This is a genomic window from Streptococcus sp. SM3 (assembly GCF_027497875.1).
In genome coordinates this window covers 1-18331 of record NZ_JAJNSA010000046.1, presented here as the reverse complement: position 1 = coordinate 18331, position 18331 = coordinate 1, and the positions used below count along the sequence as shown (strand labels likewise).

18 protein-coding genes and 2 pseudogenes are annotated in these 18331 nt (G+C 43.3%); 3 read left to right on the top strand and 17 right to left on the bottom strand.

Annotated features, from left to right (window positions below; translation table 11 throughout):
• The 3 genes and pseudogenes from PAN06_RS08105 to PAN06_RS08095 all read right to left on the bottom strand — a co-directional run.
• A pseudogene (locus PAN06_RS08105) lies at nt 1-165 on the bottom strand (asparagine synthetase A); the annotation flags it as partial.
• Between the two features lie 111 nt (nt 166-276).
• Entirely contained in the window at nt 277-960 is a 684-nt protein-coding gene (locus PAN06_RS08100; RefSeq protein ID WP_269796037.1) for a Bax inhibitor-1/YccA family protein, read from the bottom strand.
• Between the two features lie 54 nt (nt 961-1014).
• Nucleotides 1015-1755, bottom strand: coding sequence for an RNA methyltransferase (locus tag PAN06_RS08095; RefSeq protein WP_269796036.1), 741 nt, complete (start codon nt 1753-1755; stop codon nt 1015-1017).
• Between the two features lie 33 nt (nt 1756-1788).
• Between PAN06_RS08095 and PAN06_RS08090 the strand changes: the two genes are divergently transcribed.
• Both PAN06_RS08090 and yidC read left to right on the top strand, forming a co-directional pair.
• Nucleotides 1789-2067 (top strand): acylphosphatase, encoded by a 279-nt coding sequence (locus PAN06_RS08090; RefSeq protein ID WP_001174612.1) that lies wholly within the window; start codon nt 1789-1791, stop codon nt 2065-2067.
• Between the two features lie 77 nt (nt 2068-2144).
• Complete coding sequence (gene yidC, locus PAN06_RS08085) at nt 2145-3071, top strand: membrane protein insertase YidC (RefSeq protein ID WP_269796035.1); 927 nt, start codon at nt 2145-2147, stop codon at nt 3069-3071.
• Between the two features lie 225 nt (nt 3072-3296).
• Here yidC and pflA read toward each other — a convergent pair whose 3' ends face one another.
• The 11 genes from pflA to PAN06_RS08030 form a co-directional block, all read right to left on the bottom strand.
• Entirely contained in the window at nt 3297-4091 is a 795-nt protein-coding gene (gene pflA / locus PAN06_RS08080) for a pyruvate formate-lyase-activating protein (RefSeq protein WP_001288288.1), read from the bottom strand.
• Nucleotides 4092-4216: 125 nt separating this feature from the next.
• Nucleotides 4217-5467, bottom strand: a complete 1251-nt coding sequence (locus PAN06_RS08075) for a diaminopimelate decarboxylase (protein WP_070842272.1) — start codon at nt 5465-5467, stop codon at nt 4217-4219.
• A gap of 66 nt (nt 5468-5533) precedes the next feature.
• A complete protein-coding gene (gene purR, locus PAN06_RS08070) occupies nt 5534-6361 on the bottom strand; it encodes a pur operon repressor (protein ID WP_004255834.1) in 828 nt (275 codons plus the stop codon).
• A 105-nt stretch (nt 6362-6466) separates the two neighbouring features.
• Complete coding sequence (locus PAN06_RS08065; protein ID WP_049492793.1) at nt 6467-7408, bottom strand: 3'-5' exoribonuclease YhaM family protein; 942 nt, start codon at nt 7406-7408, stop codon at nt 6467-6469.
• Entirely contained in the window at nt 7398-8654 is a 1257-nt protein-coding gene (locus PAN06_RS08060) for a DNA recombination protein RmuC (RefSeq protein ID WP_269796034.1), read from the bottom strand. The genes PAN06_RS08065 and PAN06_RS08060 overlap by 11 nt, the downstream gene beginning before the upstream one ends.
• 1 nt (nt 8655) lies before the next feature.
• Complete coding sequence (locus PAN06_RS08055; protein ID WP_269796033.1) at nt 8656-9318, bottom strand: thiamine diphosphokinase; 663 nt, start codon at nt 9316-9318, stop codon at nt 8656-8658.
• Nucleotides 9281-9937, bottom strand: a complete 657-nt coding sequence (gene rpe, locus PAN06_RS08050; RefSeq protein ID WP_269796032.1) for a ribulose-phosphate 3-epimerase — start codon at nt 9935-9937, stop codon at nt 9281-9283. Before rpe ends, PAN06_RS08055 begins: the two co-directional genes overlap by 38 nt.
• Before the next feature lie 10 nt (nt 9938-9947).
• Nucleotides 9948-10826, bottom strand: a complete 879-nt coding sequence (gene rsgA, locus PAN06_RS08045; protein ID WP_269796031.1) for a ribosome small subunit-dependent GTPase A — start codon at nt 10824-10826, stop codon at nt 9948-9950.
• Nucleotide 10827: 1 nt separating this feature from the next.
• Nucleotides 10828-11700, bottom strand: coding sequence for a 16S rRNA (adenine(1518)-N(6)/adenine(1519)-N(6))-dimethyltransferase RsmA (gene rsmA, locus PAN06_RS08040; protein WP_269796030.1), 873 nt, complete (start codon nt 11698-11700; stop codon nt 10828-10830).
• Between the two features lie 64 nt (nt 11701-11764).
• Nucleotides 11765-12331 carry a ribonuclease M5 gene (gene rnmV, locus PAN06_RS08035; RefSeq protein ID WP_269796029.1) on the bottom strand — a complete coding sequence of 189 codons (567 nt, stop codon included), beginning with the start codon at nt 12329-12331 and terminating at the stop codon, nt 11765-11767.
• Nucleotides 12331-13104 carry a TatD family hydrolase gene (locus PAN06_RS08030; protein ID WP_269796028.1) on the bottom strand — a complete coding sequence of 258 codons (774 nt, stop codon included), beginning with the start codon at nt 13102-13104 and terminating at the stop codon, nt 12331-12333. The genes rnmV and PAN06_RS08030 overlap by 1 nt, the downstream gene beginning before the upstream one ends.
• Nucleotides 13105-13260: 156 nt before the next feature.
• Between PAN06_RS08030 and PAN06_RS08025 the strand changes: the two are divergent.
• A pseudogene (locus tag PAN06_RS08025) lies at nt 13261-15088 on the top strand (APC family permease).
• Between the two features lie 287 nt (nt 15089-15375).
• On the opposite strand, the gene PAN06_RS08020 reads toward PAN06_RS08025, so the two are convergent.
• From PAN06_RS08020 to PAN06_RS08010, 3 genes are all read right to left on the bottom strand, one after another.
• Entirely contained in the window at nt 15376-17340 is a 1965-nt protein-coding gene (locus PAN06_RS08020) for a peptide ABC transporter substrate-binding protein (RefSeq protein WP_269796027.1), read from the bottom strand.
• Nucleotides 17341-17478: 138 nt separating this feature from the next.
• On the bottom strand, nt 17479-17613 hold the full coding sequence (rpmH, locus tag PAN06_RS08015; protein WP_000831905.1) for a 50S ribosomal protein L34: 135 nt from the start codon (nt 17611-17613) through the stop codon (nt 17479-17481).
• Between the two features lie 144 nt (nt 17614-17757).
• Nucleotides 17758-18331: aminotransferase class I/II-fold pyridoxal phosphate-dependent enzyme (locus PAN06_RS08010; protein ID WP_269796026.1), on the bottom strand; the 574-nt coding region annotated here is incomplete at its 5' end.

The following is an 18331-nucleotide window of genomic DNA, read 5'->3' as shown; positions in this document are numbered from 1 at the left end:
TACTGCATTCTCCACACCTGATAAATTATCCTGCATCCCGTCACCGACCCTGCTCAAGATAGGACCTTGAACTTCGACAACTTCTAACTTATCTTTCAAATACTGGGTAAAAGTGTTTTTGACAAAGGAAATCTCTTCTTGTTGATGAATAAAACTTTTCTTCATAAACTACTCCTCAAAAAATTAATTAAAAGCATTATACACCTATTTCCAAGAAAAGAAAAGACCAAATATAAAAAAATCAGTGCTCCTTCGAACACTGATGTTAGGGATCTTCTAGTCATTGCGACCAAAGATACGTAGAATACTTAGGAAAAGATTGATAAAATCAAGATAGATACTGAGAGCCATTGACACAACCCAACCTGTCGCTACACGGCCTTGTGATTGCTCATAGACATAGCGAATTTTTTGGTTATCTGAAGCTATCAGCCCAGAGAAGACCAAGACCATGGCTACGCTAATCATATAATCAAAGAAACCGCTAGCCAAGAAAATATTAACTACCATGGCAATCAGCAAACCGATAAGAGCCGCCATCATCGCTCGACCAAGGCCACTCAAATCTTTCTTGGTGAACATGCCAACTGCCGCCATGACAAAGAAGAGAAGGGCGCTCGATACAAAGGCAGATAAAACTGTGCCCGGAGTATAGAAGGCCACCACAAAACTAAGGGTAAAGCCGTTTAATACTGAGTAAAGTAAAAATACTGGAAGAGCCGCTGGACTATTCTTCGAAGCCATACTGCTGGCAACAAAGACCAGAGCTAGCTCTGCAAAAGTAGCAATGGTCAACCAGAGGCGTCCCTGCATCAAAAAGTAAACCAACTGAGACTGAAAGACGGTCAACATAAGACCTGATACTAAAGCGGATAGTCCGATCCCCAGACCAACAAAGGCATAAACCTTAGCATAAAATTGATTGAGACCTGCGCGGTCGTGAATAATAGTGTGATTCATCTTTTCTCCTTTTCTATGAACATCTTTCCTTGATTATAACAAAGAAAGTTAAAATTAGCTTAAATGGAAAATTAAAATACCGGCTGCAACGGCAACATTGAGACTCTCCGCCTGCCCCTTCATACTAATGTGGACCAACTGGTCTACACTTTCAGCCATAAGGGGACTAATTCCTTGCCCCTCATTTCCCATGACTAGTACAAAATTTTCTATAGGAGGCAGTTCTCTGTAATCAACAGAATCTTTAGATAGGGTTGTTGCCAGCACTGGGATACCTGCCTTTTTAGCCTTCTCGAGAAGCGCTTGGCTCGACATCCGGTAAATGGGCAGATGAAAATGACTGCCTTGCATGGAACGTAGGGTCTTGAGACTGTAGATATCTGCCGATTTATCTGAAACAATCACTCCTGTAAAGCCTGCTGCATCCGCAGTCCGAATGATGGTTCCCACATTACCAGGATCTTGCACATCTTCCAAAAACAAGAACTTGCCCTGACTCAAATCAACTTGTCCTATTTCTTCTTTTTGAACTACGGCAACAATTCCCTGTGGAGTCTGAGAATCCGCCAAATCTAGCAAAATATCCTCTGACACCCAGACAGTTTGCGGAAAAACAGCTAACTGATCTCGGTAACTTTCTAGGGCAAAGATTTTCTCAATCGTCACTCCAGCTTGAACAGCTTCTTCAAACAAGTGCCAGCCTTCAATCAAATAAGCAGACTTGCGGTATTTTTTTTGGTGTAATTTCTTGGCATTTTTTACCACAGAATTGGCTTTTGAGGTTATAATAGTCATAGAAATATTATAACACAATCAAAGGGGTTTGGTATGCAAAAGGTTAGAATGATTGCCCAAGGTAGGGTGCAGGGAGTCGGCTTTCGTTGGGGTGTTTACAGCCTGGCACTTGAAATTGGGGGCATCACAGGTCGGGTATGGAATAACGACGATGGCACAGTGGAAATCTTAGCCCAAGCAGACTCATCAGCTATCATGGCAAAATTTATCCAAGAAATCCGCAAAGGACCCACACCTTTTTCAAAAGTCAGCTACTTAGATGTCAAACTGAGTAACTTTCCTCCCTACCCTGACTTTAAAATCGCAAATTAGGTCTCTAGAACTATTGTATATTTTGTAAAAAAACAGTAGAATAGAAAGGTATAATTTTTAAAGAAGGAATAAAAACAGTGAAATCTATTAAACGTTTTGCACTCTCAGCTATGGGAGTGGCTATGTTGCTAGTCTTAACTGGCTGTGTCAATGTCGATAAGGCAACAGGTCAGCCAACAGGATTGGTTTGGAATACTATCGGAGCGCCTATGGCTGAAGCTATCAAGTACTTCGCCAATGACAAGGGACTTGGTTTTGGTGTTGCTATCATCATCGTAACCATTATCGTGCGCTTGATTATCTTGCCACTTGGTATCTACCAATCATGGAAGGCAACGCTTCACTCTGAAAAGATGAACGCCCTCAAGCACGTCCTTGAACCACATCAAACTCGTCTCAAGGAAGCGACTACTCAAGAAGAAAAACTCGAAGCCCAACAAGCTCTCTTTGCTGCTCAAAAAGAGCACGGCATCAGCATGTTTGGTGGTGTAGGATGTTTCCCTATCCTCCTTCAAATGCCTTTCTTCTCTGCTATCTACTTTGCTGCCCAACATACTGAAGGTGTTGCTCAAGCAAGCTACCTAGGCATTCCTCTAGGTTCTCCAAGTATGATTTTGGTTGCCTTCGCTGGTATTCTTTACTATCTTCAATCGCTCCTTTCACTTCACGGAGTAGAAGATGAAATGCAAAGAGAACAAATCAAGAAAATGATTTACATGAGCCCACTCATGATCGTCGTCTTCTCCCTCTTCTCACCAGCTAGTGTCACACTTTACTGGGTTGTCGGTGGTTTCATGATGATTCTCCAACAGTTTATCGTCAACTATATCGTTCGTCCAAAACTTCGCAAAAAAGTCCGTGAAGAACTAGCCAAGAACCCACCAAAAGCACGTGCTTTCTCTACACCAAGTGGACGAAAAGACGTTACCCCTGAACAACCAACTGCTATCACAAGCAAGAAAAAACACAAAAATCGCAACGCTGGAAAACAACGTTCGAGATAAGAAGAAAAAGGCTTAGCTGGTTTGCTAAGTCTTTTTGCTAGTCATACTCTTCGCAAATCTCTTCAAACCACGTCAGCTTCGCCTTGCCGTATATATGTTACTGACTTCGTCAGTTCTATCCACAACCTCAAAACCATGTTTTGAGCAGCCTGCGGCTAGCTTCCTAGTTTGCTCTTTGATTTTCATTGAGTATCAAAAGCCCGATGTTTCCATCAGGCTTCTTTTTTATCCATGTACACGTTTCATATAGTCTTGGTAACTTTCAGTATCCATGAGTTTTTTAGCGTTCTTGACGCGATCTGCTGTTGGTGGTTTAACCCCTTCGAGGGAATATGGAATTCCCAGTTCACGCCATTTGAATTCTCCCATGGTGTGATAAGGTAGAATTTCAAACTTATCAACATTTTTGAGGGTCTTGACGAACTTCCCAAGTTCAATCAAGTCATCGTCTCTATCTGTCAATCCCGGAACTAGCACGTGGCGAATCCAGACAGGTTTTCCAATATCTGATAGATACTGGGCACAGGCCAAGATATTTTTATTAGTTTGGCTAGTAACAATCTTGTGCTGTTCTTCGTTGATTTCCTTGATATCTAAGAGGACCAAGTCAGTGACAGCCATGAGTTTATCAAACTTCTCAAGGTAACGTGGTTTATTACGGAAAGGCAGGGCACAGGTATCCAAGGTACAGTGGATTCCTTGTTCCTTAGCCTTGGTAAAGAGGGCAATCAGGAAATCAATCTGCAAGAGGGCTTCTCCTCCACTGACTGTAATCCCACCCTTATTTCCCCAGAAACCGCGGTAGCGCAAGGCTTCTGTCAAGACATCATCTACCGTCCGTTCACGTGATTTATTGGACTCCATAGCCCAAGTATCCGGGTTATGGCAATACTGGCAACGCATGTGACAGCCCTGCAAAAAGACAATAAAGCGAATACCAGGCCCATCTACTGACCCAAAGCTTTCTGTCGAATGCACCATTCCTGTCACTTGTCCATAATCAATTGTTTCTTCAGACATATCGTTACCTTCCTTGAAAACGTTTTATAGTTTTATTATATCACGACTTGAAGGAAAAACAAGATTTTTGCCTATTTTTTAGAAAGCAATCTGTTTTTCAATTTCATTTTCAATTACTTATCATTTTATTCTTCAAAATCAAAACCATACAAGGTTGCAAAATAGTCCTCCGGGCGCTCTGCACGGCGGATTTGACGGGCTTTGCCTTCTTCGGTATAGAGGATTTCCGCAGAACGAAGTTTGGCATTGTACTGGTAGCCCATTGAAAAACCATGAGCACCTGTATCATGAATTACCAGCAAATCACCGATTTCTGTATGAGGTAGTTCACGATTTACTGCAAATTTATCATTGTTTTCACAGAGTGAACCAACCACATCTACAACTTCAGCTGGTCCATCTGGATGGGTCACGTTAGTAATATGATGGTAAGCTCCGTACATAGCTGGACGCATGAGGTTGACTGCTGATGCATCCACACCTAGATAGGTACGGTAGGTTTTCTTCTTATGGGTAACTCTTGTGACCAAAGCACCGTGAGGGGCCAGCATAAAGCGACCCAATTCGGTAAAAATCTTGATCTGACCAAGACCTGTTGGCGTAAGAACTTCTTCATAAACCTTACGAACTCCCTCACCAATCAAGGCGATATCGTTCGACTCCTGGTCTGGACGATAATTGACACCAATACCGCCAGAAAGATTGATAAAGTCTAGCGAAATGCCCAACTTTTCCTTGATTTCAACAGCCAATTCAAAAAGCTGACGAGCCAACTCTGGATAATAGAGATGGGTTACGGTATTGGACGCTAGGAAGGAGTGAATCCCAAAAGTCTTAGCTCCTTTTTCCTTCAAGATGGCAAAAGCTTCAAAGAGCTGATCCTTGGTCATGCCAAACTTGGCTTCTCCAGGATTGTCCATAATGTCTGTCCCCAGTTCAAAAACGCCTCCAGGATTATAACGACAAGAGATGATTTCTGGAATACCTGCTGCACGCTCTAGATGTTCAATATCTTCAAAGGCATCCAAGTTAATGGTCGCACCCAATTCACGCGCATAGGCATATTCCTTATCTGGCGTATTGTTTGAAGAGAACATAATTTCAGAACCAGGGAAATCCAGTTTATGACTCATCAAAAGCTCCACATAACTAGAGCAGTCCACACCACAGCCTTCCTCTTGGAGAATTTTCAAAATAGCTGGTGTTGGAGTAGCCTTAACTGCAAAATATTCCTTAAAGCCCTTATTCCACGAAAAGGCTTGGTTGACGGCCCTTGCCTTCTCACGAATTCCCTTCTCATCATACAAGTGAAAGGGAGTCGGGAACTCGGCAACAATCTTTTCTAAGTCTTCTTTATTGATAAATGGTGTTTTCATAAGTTTCCTTCTATTCTATTTGCAAAGAAAGGCTGGGACAATCGTTCCAACCTTTAGTTCTATCTCTTATTTATCTTCGTCAAAGATATTACCAACCTCAACATCGATGGTTTGATTCTTGACATCAATATTGGTTACCTTCAAGAGTGACTTGTAGTCAAACTGCTTTTCACGTTCTTCTTGGGCATTATCCGCAAAGACTGCTACACCAGCCAATTCTGAATCAAACTCACGCAAGAGGCTGATCATCCCATTGACAGTTCCGCCACCTTTCAAGAAGTCATCCACAATCAAGACACGGCTGCCTGCCTTGAGACTACGTTTTGAAAGGAACATTTTCTCAATGCGGTCACCACTTGAACCGGATACATAGTTGACACTGACAGTTGAACCTTCGGTAATTTTCAGGTCACGGCGCACAATAACAAAGGGAACATTGAGGACATTGGCAACTGCATTTGCAAGTGGAACACCTTTTGTTGCTACTGTCATAACGGCATCGATTTTTTGGTCCATAAAGCTCTTGGCAATGATACGACCAATATTTTTCAAGATAGCTGGTGTGCTAAGCAAATCGGACAGGTAGATATAACCACCTGGCAAGATACGGTCACTTTCTGACAACTTGGCACGCAAGTCCTCAACCATTTCCTTGGCATCATGGCTTGAGATTGATGGTGTGAAAATGACACCACCACCAGCACCAGTTACTGTCTGGATATGACCGATTTCGATCTCCTCAAAGGCACGTTTGATAATCACGATATCCTCTGAGATGGATGATTTAGCAGATTCATACTTTTCAGCAAAAGTATTGAGACTAGTTAGTTTATAAGGATTATTAATCAAATAGTTGGAAATGACAACCATCCGATCACTTCTTCTTAATTTCATTTCTATTTCCCACTTCATTTAATTTTGATATTTTATCTATTATACCATATTCACATAAAAAAACGAACATTCTTATCCTAAAAAATGCTCATTTTTCTTAAATTATTAATCTAAATCTGGTTTATAGAAGGAACGATTGTCCATAGCGAAGATTTTATTGGTCATCTCTCCTTTATCCACCAAAGCAAGAGCAGTTGACATCATCATCATGCTTGCATCCAGATTGTCAATCATATGGATAATCTCTGCTTCCATAATGCGTGGACGGACTGGACTTCCATACTCAAGCAAGCCGTGATGACTGAGGATGACGTGACGAAGCAGAACGACTTCTTCCTTGGTATCATCAATGCCGAGTTCCATAACTGTCTTGGTAATTTCACTATCAATCAGAGCGATATGTCCAAGAAGATTACCTCGCACTGTGTACTCGGTCTGGTCTGGTCCCGTCAACTCGATGACCTTAGCCAAGTCATGCAGCATAATCCCCGCATAGAGCAGGCTCTTATTGAGCTGAGGATAGACTTCGCTAATAGCATCTGCCAAACGTACCATGGTCGCCGTATGATAAGCCAAACCCGTTTCAAAGGCATGGTGATTAGTCTTGGCAGCTGGATAGGAGTAAAATTCCTTGTCGTACTTGGTGTAGAGATTTCGGACAATCCGTTGCCAAACAGGATTTTCAATTTTAAAAATCATTTGCGACATATAGTCACGGATTTCCTTGACATCAACTGGAGACTTGACCTTGAAATCAGCTGGGTCATTGGGTTCACCAGGCTGAGGCAGGCGAAGGGTAATTTGATTGACTTGAGGGGTGTTGTTATAAACTTCTCGGCGTCCTTTCATGTGGACAACCTTACCAGCAGTAAAGGCCTCAACGTTATGAGGTTGGGCATCCCAGAGCTTCCCTTCAATCTCGCCACTATCATCTTGGAAAGTAAAGGCTAGATAGTTTTTCCCAGCTCGAGTTTGCCTCAGGTCAGCTGATTTGATTAGATAAAAGCCTTCAAATAGCTCATCTTTTTTCATGTGACTAATCTTCATATTCTTCCTCATTTTCTTGGAAATGGAGTAGATCAAGCGCAGGCTCACCTTCTGACAACTCAATGTGACGGAGCGTCCGCTCGATAGCTGTGGTACGACGGTTTAATAGTTCATCAATATTGCCAGAGGCATGTTGGAGATGTTTTTGTGCCTTGACCAGAATGCCACCAAACTTGCCAAACTCGGTCTTGACACTGGCAAGAGTCTTGCTGATATGGTCGGCACTCTTTTGGATATTGAGAGTCTTGAAGCCAACCGATAGGGAATTGAGCAGAGCTGACAGGGTACTTGGACCTGCGACAATAATCTGCTCCTCCCGTCTCAAGTCATCAAAGAAGACCGGATTGCGGACGATTTCTGAGTAGAGACCTTCTGTCGGAACAAACAAAACTCCAAAATTGGTAGTCCGAGGCGGTGCTATGTACTTGCTCTTGATATCTTTGGCAAAGCGCTTGACGCTTGCTAAGAGCGACTTACGACAGCGTTCAATCTCATCCTTGTCACCTGCTTCATAGGCTTCTTCCAAGCGGTAATAATCTGCCAGTGGAAACTTGGAGTCAATCGGTAAGTAGACATATTCCTGGTCACCCTGTCCAGGCAACTTAATGGCATACTCCACTCGTTCACTAGAGTTTTCAACCGTTGCAAATTCTCGTTCGTACTGGGCAGGAGTCATGATGTCTTCAATGATTTGCCCCAGTTGCAATTCTCCCAGAATCCCTCGTGTCTTAGTTCCAGAGAGAACCTTGTTGAGAGCCCCAACATCACGGGCAACTGTCTGCATTTCTCCAAGGCCACGATTAACCGACTCCAGTTGCTTGGAAACCGTCTCAAAGGAAGCCTGCAAGCGCGTCTGCAAGGTCTTTTCTAGTTTTTCCTCGACTGTTTGACGCATTTGTTCCAAACGTTGCTCATTTGATTCCTGCAAGGCTTGGAGACGTTGGTCGGTCTTATCCCTAGTTTGCAAGAGATTCTCTGTCATTTCTTGACGAACTTGAGTCAGACCTTGGTGCAATTCCATTCGCACTTCTTGCAAACGGTCGCTGACAGCCACTTCCAAGTCTTTTTGATCTAACTGGCTGGCTTGTCTGGCTTGTTCAAAGCGATAATCTAACTGGTCTGACAAATGATCTGCCTGGTCCTCCAAGCTCTTGGTCAGATATTTTTCCTGCTTATCCTGCCTTTGCCAGATCAGAAAGATACCAGCTAGGTTGGCAAGCAATAATAGAACAAGTAAACTTTCCATCCTACCTCCTGTCCTTGCTATGCAGTACAACCACATAGCCATCTGGGCAAGTCACCGACACTTCTCTATCTATATATTCGTTAGAAGCGTACACTTTTTTAAAGAAAAAATTTTCCTCTGTCAACTCATACTTGGCTCCGAGAATGGTCAGCTGGCTATCTCGAACTGGCATAAAGGCTAGATAGTCATAGTCCGAGCGAGGTTCTAGCTGACTGGTCCCTTCTGGACAATAGGCAATCAAATTTTGCCCATCCTCAATTTCTATCTGGCGCATATAAGGCGCCAACTTGGGATTGCTAGGAAGAAAAACATTGGCTAGCATGTGATCAATACGGCCACCCAAAGCACCAAAAATAGTAACCTGAGCCTGAGGATTTTTCTCAAAAATAGTCACGAGAGCCAATTCCAAATCGGTATCATCCTTTTCTGGTCGGGCTTGAACAAAATGCTGGGCACGTTTTTGAATCGCCTGTCGCTCTTCTTCCGTCACAGAATCAAAATCTCCAACCGCTAGAGCAAGAGATAGGTTTCCCTCCAAGACCCAGAGCGAGCCTCGATCCACACCGACAAAGCTATCAAAGTCCGTCCGGTAATGACCGCGGTCTCCGCCAGCAAAAACAGCAACCCTAGTCCAGTTGTTTTCTGAGAGTTTGTACTCGCTCATTGACATCTCCCTTAAAGACATAGGAACCTGCTACAAAAACAGTCGCACCAGCTTCTTTGGCTTGGGCAATAGTTTGGCCATCAATCCCGCCATCCACTTCGATTTCAAAGTTCAAGCCTTTTTCATCACGAAGAGCAACCAACTCTCGGACCTTATCCATGGTCTCTGATAGAAAGGCTTGCCCACCAAAGCCTGGGTTAACTGTCATGACTAAAACTTGGTCAACTAGATGAAGGACGTGCTTGATGGCTTCAACTGGTGTGCCAGGATTGATAACGACTGAAGGCTTAACTCCGAGTGAACGAATTTTTTGGAGGGCACCATGAATATGATTCGTTGCTTCCACATGGATGCTGATGATATCGGCACCTGCACGCGCAAAGTCTTCTAAATGATGCTCTGGATTAGCTACCATCAAGTGGCAGTCAAAGACCATCTTGCTATGAGGGCGAAGAGCTTCGACCACACCTGCACCAAAACTGATTTGTGGCACAAAGTGCCCATCCATGATATCGATATGGGCATATTCTGCACCAGTTGCTTCTAGACGTTTGATTTCACGTTCAAAGTTGGCATAATCTGCTGCCAGAATTGACGGAGCAATCTTGTATTGAGACATAGGTTTCTCCTTATTTTGGAATTTTTTTGCTGACTTTTTTATAGGCTTCTCTGCGATTTTCAATCTCACTGAGGAATTGCAGGTAGTTGTCAAAACGGAAGGTGGCAATAATTCCTTCTTCTACAGCTAGCTTGACCGCACAAGAAGGCTCATGGGTATGGGTACAGCTACGAAATTTGCAGTCTTGGCTGACACTAGCAAGCTCTGGAAAGGCCTGATTGAGGTCTTCAGCCGTTGAGACTTCATAATCCAGCGATGAAAATCCTGGCGTGTCTGCGATTTTACCCCCATTGAGGTTATAGAAACTGACCGCACGAGTGGTATGACGACCACGACCTAGACTATCTGAGATTTCCCCTGTTTCAAGATTGAGATCAGGTGCGATTTTATTGAGAAGGGTTGATTTCCCAACACCTGTCTGCCCCATGAAAACTGTAACTTTACCTGTCAACAAAGGCAGGAGTTCCTCCTTACTGGTCACAAAGTCATAGCCGATGTCACCATAAGTCTGTTCATAAAAATCCAGTTCTCCTCTATCTTCCAGCAAGTCCATTTTAGAAATATAAACAATAGGATGGATATCCTTGTGCTCCAAGAGAACCAAGAAACGATCCAGCAAATTGCTGTTAAAATCAGGTTCCTTGACAGACATGATCACCACAGCCTGGTCAATATTGACAATAGGCGGACGGACCAGACTGTTTTTCCGTTCGTGAATCTTGAGAATATAGCCTTCTGAATTTTCCTCGGCAGAAAAATCGACCCAATCCCCAACGTAGGGAGTATGCCCTTTTTTACGGAAATTCCCACGCGCGCGTGTTTGATAGACCTGGCCATCACTCTCTACATAGTAGAAGCCTGCCAAGGCTTTAATGATTTGTCCCTGCATCTTAGAGTCCTTGCCCTTTAAGCGCGTCTGCTAGACTGGCAAATTCTGTCAAGCTGAGAGCTTCTCCACGCACACTTGGTGACATGCCTGCTTGGTCCAAAGCCTTGGTCAGCTTGTCCTTAACTTCCTCAGTCTTACCAAAGTAACCTGTCAGGTTATTCCATAAAGTCTTGCGTCGATGAGTGAAACTAGCCTTAGAAACCTTAAAGAAGAAGTTCTCGTCTTCCACTGCTACGGCTGGTTCTGGACGACGCACCATTTTCAAAATAGCAGAGTCCACGTTTGGCGCTGGCACAAATACCGTACGAGGTACGATGAAGGCAACCTTGGCAGTCATGTAATACTGCACAGCGATTGACAAACTGCCATATGCCTTGGTATTTGGTTGAGCAGAAATGCGGTCAGCTACCTCTTTTTGCATCATGACCACAAACTCACTAAAAGGAATTCCGCTCTCGATCAAGTGCATGAGAATAGGCGTCGTGATGTAGTAAGGCAAGTTGGCTACTACCTTAATTGGCAGGTCAGGATTTTTAAAATTCTGGATATGCTGCGCCAAATCGACCTTGAGAATGTCCTCGTTAACCACTGTCACATTGTCAAAATCACGTAGGGTATCTGCCAAAATCGGTACCAAACGGTGGTCGATCTCAAAGGCCATAACTTCTGCTGCACGCTCAGCCAAAAACTCCGTCAAGGCACCAATCCCTGGCCCGATTTCGATGACATTAACCTGGTCATCAATCTCAGCCGTATCCACGATTTTTTGAAGAATATTAGTATCCGTCAAGAAATTTTGCCCGAAGGACTTTTTAAAGGTAAAACCGTGACGCTCCAGCACTGCCTTGGTCACGCTGTAATCTGCAATTCTCATCTATTCTCTTTTCTATTATCTGTTACTTCTATTGTAACACATTCCCCTTACATTTGGGGTCTGCTTAGCTGTTCTCATAAGATTTCATAGCTTCTTCCACTTCTGTCAAGGTGATCCCAAACAACTCTAAACGCTTGAGGAGTTGCTTGCCGTTGGAATAGCCGATTCGGAGAGCCTCTCCTAGATATTCTCTGCGCTTACGGCTATCTGCCCCTGCTAGAAAACCAAGGCGAATCAAGTCGCTACGACTGATATCAAACTGACTCTCATGTTCAAATTGTTCTGTAATCTGAGCTAGAGCCGTTTTCAGGTCTTCATAGCTGGCATGCTCAATTCCCAGAGAACGGCCCTTGGTCTTGGACTTGGGAACAGCTTCATCTCGTTTGAGGAAGGCATGCTGAACTGTTGGAATAGCCGTCATAATCATGCGACGAATCCGCTCCCCATTAAAATCTGGGTCTGTAAAAACGATGACCCCATGACGCTGGTGCAGGCGCTGAATCCGCTCTATATCCTGGTCATTGATGGCAGAACCTCGAGTCTCATAGGTCTCTACATCGAAATAGCGTTTGAGATTGGCCGTATCATCGCGCCCTTCGACCACGATAACTTGGGAAATTTTCTCTTTCATTACTTGCTGTCCAATTCAAAAATTCGTTCTGCATTTGCAGTTGTTACCTCCGCTAGCTCTTCTGCCGTCATGCCACGCAAGTCAGCAATAAAGTCCACTACATAGCGAGTGTAGGCTGTTTTATTTTCGCGACCACGCTTAGGAACAGGAGCCAAGTAGGGAGCATCCGTTTCTACCAAAATCTTGTCCAAAGGTAACTCTTTAGCTGCTTCTTGGATGTCAGTTGCTTTCTTAAAAGTCACTACTCCTGAGAAGGAAATAGTCATGCCAAGCGCGACAAACTTCTCTGCCCATTCAAGAGTTCCCGAAAAAGAATGCATGATACCACCTCGAGGGCCAACTCCCTCGCTCTTGATAATCTCATAGGTGTCTTCCAGCGCATCACGGGTATGGACAACAAAAGGCAAATCCAAGTCCTTAGATAGCTGAATTTGACGGCGAAAAACCTGCTCCTGCACCTCTTTTGGCGCTGTCATCCAATGGTAGTCCAAACCAATCTCACCCAAGGCAACTACCTTTGGATGCTTGAGCTTGTCAAGCAAGTAGGCTTCAATCTCCTCTGTGTAGGTTCCAGCTTCTGTAGGATGCCAACCAATAGTTGCGTAGAGTTGGTCGTACTCATCCACCAACTCCAAGGCACGCTCAATCGTCGGTTTATCAAAACCAACAATATTCATCTGTGTCACACCCATCTCAGCAGCCAAGGCAATTTCATCTGCCTCACTACCAGCAAATTCTTCTACATTCAAGTGTGTATGTGTATCAAAAATCATCTCTTCTAACCTCGTTTTCTATCTTCTATTATACCAAAAAACTGCCCTCTCTCCTCATCTGTACAAAATATTCTAAAATCCATCGTCGTCTCTTGACGCTATTTTCCCAAAGCAGTATAATAGCACTTATTGAAATTTTCAGTAAAGGAAAATACCATGTTTACAAAATTAAAACAGACTTTTATCGCTCAATCTCTCAAGTCCTTAACCGAAGGCGAAGGGGGACTACTGGGAAAAATGCAGGCCTTGGCCATGTTGTCAAGCGACGCTCTATCTTCCATTGCCTATGGGCCTGAGCAAGTAGTCCTCGTCTTGGCTAGTCTCTCTCCTCTTGCGATATGGTGGAGTCTTCCTATCGGCCTCTTTGTCCTCCTGCTCCTAGCTAGCCTGACCGTCTCCTACCGTCAAATCATCCATGTCTACCCTCAAGGAGGAGGGGCCTATATGGTTACTCGAGAAAATCTATCTCCCGAACTTGGCTTAATTGCTGGAGGTAGTCTGCTAGTTGACTACATGCTGACTGTGGCGGTATCGGTGTCATCTGGAGCCGATGCTATCACAGCAGCTCTCCCTGCTCTCCACCCTTACAACCTCCACATTTCCATTTTTCTAGTTTGCTTGCTTATGCTCTTGAATTTACGGGGCTTAAAAGAATCTGCCAGTTCACTGATGATTCCTGTCTATCTCTTTATCATCAGTACTGTCTTTCTCTTGCTCTACGGAATCTTTCAACTAATGACAGGGTCTCTCAGCTATCGGGCATGCTGTTCCGAGCCTGTCTATCGTTCTCATTCTAAGAGCTTTTACCAGCGGATCAGCCTCTCTCACTGGGGTTGAAACTATTTCAAATGCCGTTCCCTTTTTCAAGGCTCCGAAAGAAAAGAATGCCGCTCAGACCTTGACCATCATGGCCTTGATTTTAGGTTTTCTTTTTGCAGGCATTACCTTCCTAAACTACTGGATGGGGATTATGCCTCAACACGGAGAAACTATTCTTTCACAGATGGCTCAAGGCATCCTTGGTAATTCCTTCTTAGGTCACCTTGGCTATTATATCTTCCAATTCTCCACAGCCTTGATTTTGGCCGTAGCTGCAAATACTGGCTTCTCGGCCTTCCCTATGCTGGCTTACAATATGGCTAAAAACAAATACATGCCCCATCTCTTTATGGAAAAAGGAGATCGCCTAGGCTACTCTAATGGAATTTTAACTCTGGCATTTGGGGCTATGATTCTTCTTCTCATTTTTAATGGCAATACCGAACGTTTGATTCCCCTTTATACTATCGGGGTCTTCGTTCCCTTTGCCCTTTCTCAGACTGGGATGATTCGCCATTGGAAAAAAGAAAAAGGGGCCAACTTCTTAAAACCTGCCCTTGCCAATATCCTTGGAGCTATCATTTGCTACGCTATCGTACTAATCCTGCTCTTTTTCCGTCTCAGTGATATCTGGCCTTTCTTCCCGATTATTCTCGTACTCACCCTACTCTTCTTGGCGATTCACAGTCATTACCAAAAAGTGGCCCAACAACTACGACTATATGAAGGCATCGAAAAACGTACCTACGATGGAAATCTAGTTCTCGTCCTAGTAGGGAATGTCACCCGTGTAAGTGTTGGAGCCATTAACTACGCTCAAAGTATTGGTGATGAAGTCTTAGCCATGCACATTTCTACTAAGGAAACAGCAGAAAAAGATCAAGAAATTCTCCAAGAATTTGCCGATTACTTCCCAACCATTACTCTGAAAAATATCAAAACTAGCTACCGCGACATCATCACCCCTACTGTCAAGTATGTCAAACGGATCTCTGAGGATGCCCAGAAAAAGAACTATACAGTCACTGTCCTGGTACCCCAGTTTATCCCTAATAAACCTTGGCAAAATATCCTGCACAATCAGATGAGTCTTAAACTCAAATACGCCCTTCGTTGGCACCAAGACGTCGTTGTCGCTAGCTACTCTTATCACTTAAAAGAATAAAGAAAAGGCCCTACCAGAAGCAAGAAGCGTCTGGTAAGGCCTTTTTCTGAATTCAGCCACTATGCTTATACTCAATGAAAATCAAAGAGCAAACTAGGAAGCTAGCCGCAGGCTGCTCAAAGCACTGCTTTGAGGTTGTAGATGAAACTGACGAAGTCAGCTCAAAACACTGTTTTGAGGTTGCAGATAGAACTGACGAAGTCAGTAACATATATACGGTAAGGCAACGCTGACGTGGTTTGAAGAGATTTTCGAAGAGTATTAACTGAAAAGCATGACTAGGAATATTATTGAATATGGTTAGCTAAATCTTCCTGAGCTTTTTTATTTGACTCAGCTTTTTCTTTTAGCCATTTTTCATAGAGTTCTTGGTACTGTTTAGCGGTTACTGGCTCTTTTTGCAATTCAACATATTTGTAGTTGTCCGCATTTCCCTTATGACCAACAAATGAGAATGGACCTGTAAACGGTACAGTCTTACGGAAGATTGGGTTAGCTCCACCACTTTGAACTGGTAGGAAGAGGGCGCTATCTGTCAACCAAGCTTGGGCTTCAGCATATTTTTCATAGCGAGCTTGAGTATCTGTGATTTCCGTATCAGCCTGCTCCAAGAGTTTCTTGTAGTCAGCAAGACCAATCTTGTCCTTGACTTCCTTGTCTTTTCCTTCAGACAAGCCCATGTTTTTCAACTGAGAACCTGTCTCTGGATCAAGAATAGCTAGGTAAGTCTTAGGATCTGAGTAGTCTCCACCCCATCCTGAGATGTCGATATCGTAGTCTTTTTGTTCTGCTGTATCTGCAAAGTAGGTTGCTTGGTCTTTTTCATCTGGAGAAAGTTGGATAACATCGATAACTACATTCTCCTTACCAAGAGTTTCTTCCACTGTTTGTTTGAAAGATCCAGCCTGTTGAACATCCAACTTAGCAGTCTGGTCAACTGGCATATCCAAATGAATTGGGAAGGTTACTCCCTGTGCTTGCAGACTTTCTTTGGCCTTGGCAAACTTCTCTTTGGCCTTTTCAGGATTCAAGAAGGCTTGCTTACCATCGTTTAGATTGATGTTTGCCCAATCTTTACCGTAGTTGACAATTTTTTCATTGACAATATCACCAAAGTTCTTATCGCCAACTTGGACAAAGTTACTTGGTGTAATCGTGTTACGCAAGATACGGTCTGCTCCATCTTCACCATTTGTCTGTGCTGCATAAGCATGACGGTCAAAGGCAAAGTTGATAGCCTGACGGAAATCTTTATTTTGCATAGCTGCGCGTGAATCTGTCTTTTCCTTATCAGACTGTTTCATAGTTTGCTTGTAGCTTTGACGATTCACGTTGAAAAGATAATAGAAAGTAACTGAGTTTTGTGGTGTATAGGTAATCTTGTCCTCATTTCCCTTCTTGAGTTCAGCAAAGACTGAACTTGTTGGGAAGATACGACCATCTGTATAGTTACCATCCAAGAAACCTCTAGCAATGCTGTCTTGGTCAGAACCGTCAAAGAAAGAGAGTTTCACTTTCTCGATTTTAACATTATCCTTATCCCAGTAATTAGGATTTTTATCAAATTCAATCAAAGATTTTGATGTGAAGGATTTAAACAAGTAAGGACCATTTGACAAAATACTTGATGGTGTCACACTTCCAAAGTCATCTCCCTGAGACTTCAAGAAGGCTTCATTTACAGGACTAAGGATACTTGCTGTTGTTTTAGAGTTCCAATAAGTCTCAGGTTGGTTGAGGGTGTATTGTAGTGTGTAATCATCCACCGCCTTAACACCAACAGTTCCAAAATCAGATGATTTCCCTTCAACATAATCTGCTAGCCCCTTGATAGAGTCTTGTACCAAGTACAAGTTTTCAGCCTTTTTATCAGCCGCATACTTAAGTCCTGTCACAAAGTCATGAGCGGTTACGTCCGCATACTCTTCTCCTTCAGAAGTGTACCATTTAGCTCCCTGACGGATCTTATAAGTGTAAGTCAAGCCATCTTTTGACACTGTCCATGACTCAGCCATAGATGGGATGAGATTGCCATACTGGTCATTTTCCAACAAACCATCAATCAAGTTGGTTGTGATACTAGATGTAGAGTCTCGTGTAGAGGTAATGTAATCCAAGGTATCAGGGTTACTGACAAAGATATAAGAGTATGTCTTGTCTGCATTGCTTGATTGGGATGACCCACATGCCGCTAGAGCTAGACCTGCTGTCAAAGCCATAGCTCCAAAAAGCATAACTTTTGATTTCTTCATGATTATTCTCCATTTTTTACAGTATGTGAAATATTATACACTATTTGAGCAAAAATATAAAGCCTTTTTGAACTTTTTTACAAAAATAAAAATCAGTAGACTCGAGTTCCTACTGATTTTTGTTATGGTTCGTTTGGATTATGCAGCCAAAACTTTGCGTCCTTTACGACGACGAGCTGCCAATACGCGACGACCGTTTTTAGTTGACATACGGTTACGGAATCCGTGTTTGCGCGCACGACGAAGTTTACTTGGTTGATAAGTACGTTTCACGATGAATACCTCCTCATAGATTTTGTATTCGTTTAGCCGGCTATAAAGTGATCAGTTACTAAACATACTTTACTATTCTATCTGATTCTTTCACTTTTGTCAATAGCTCAAGGCAAATGTTTCCAGCTTTTTCGAATGTAAGCCCTATCTACGATACTGTTTTAAGAATCGAGTCATCTTTTCTTGGATTTGGGCTAGTTCATCAACACGCGGAAGATAAACGATACGGAAGTGGTCTGGTTCCTGCCAGTTAAAGCCTCGACCATGAACCAAGAGAACCTTTTCCTGCTTCAAGAAATCAAGGACAAACTGTTCATCATCATCGATACGGTACATATTGCGGTCGATTTTAGGGAAGATATAGAGTCCAGCTTTAGGTTTAACCGCAGACAAACCTGGAATATCTTGAATGGCATTGTAAATGAAATTTCTTTGCTCGTAAATTCGTCCACCAGGAAGGAGCAATTCATCAACTGATTGGTGACCACCCAAGGAAGTTTGTACGACTTGTTGGGCCAAAACGTTAGAGCAAAGGCGCATATTGGATAGCATATTGAGCCCTTCGATATAGCCTTTAACGTGTGTCTTAGGTCCAGACAAGACCATCCAACCCACACGGAAACCAGCGATACGATGAGATTTTGACAGGCCATTCATGCTGACACAGAAGACATCTGGTGCCAGACTCGCCACAGGCGTATGCACATGTCCATCCATG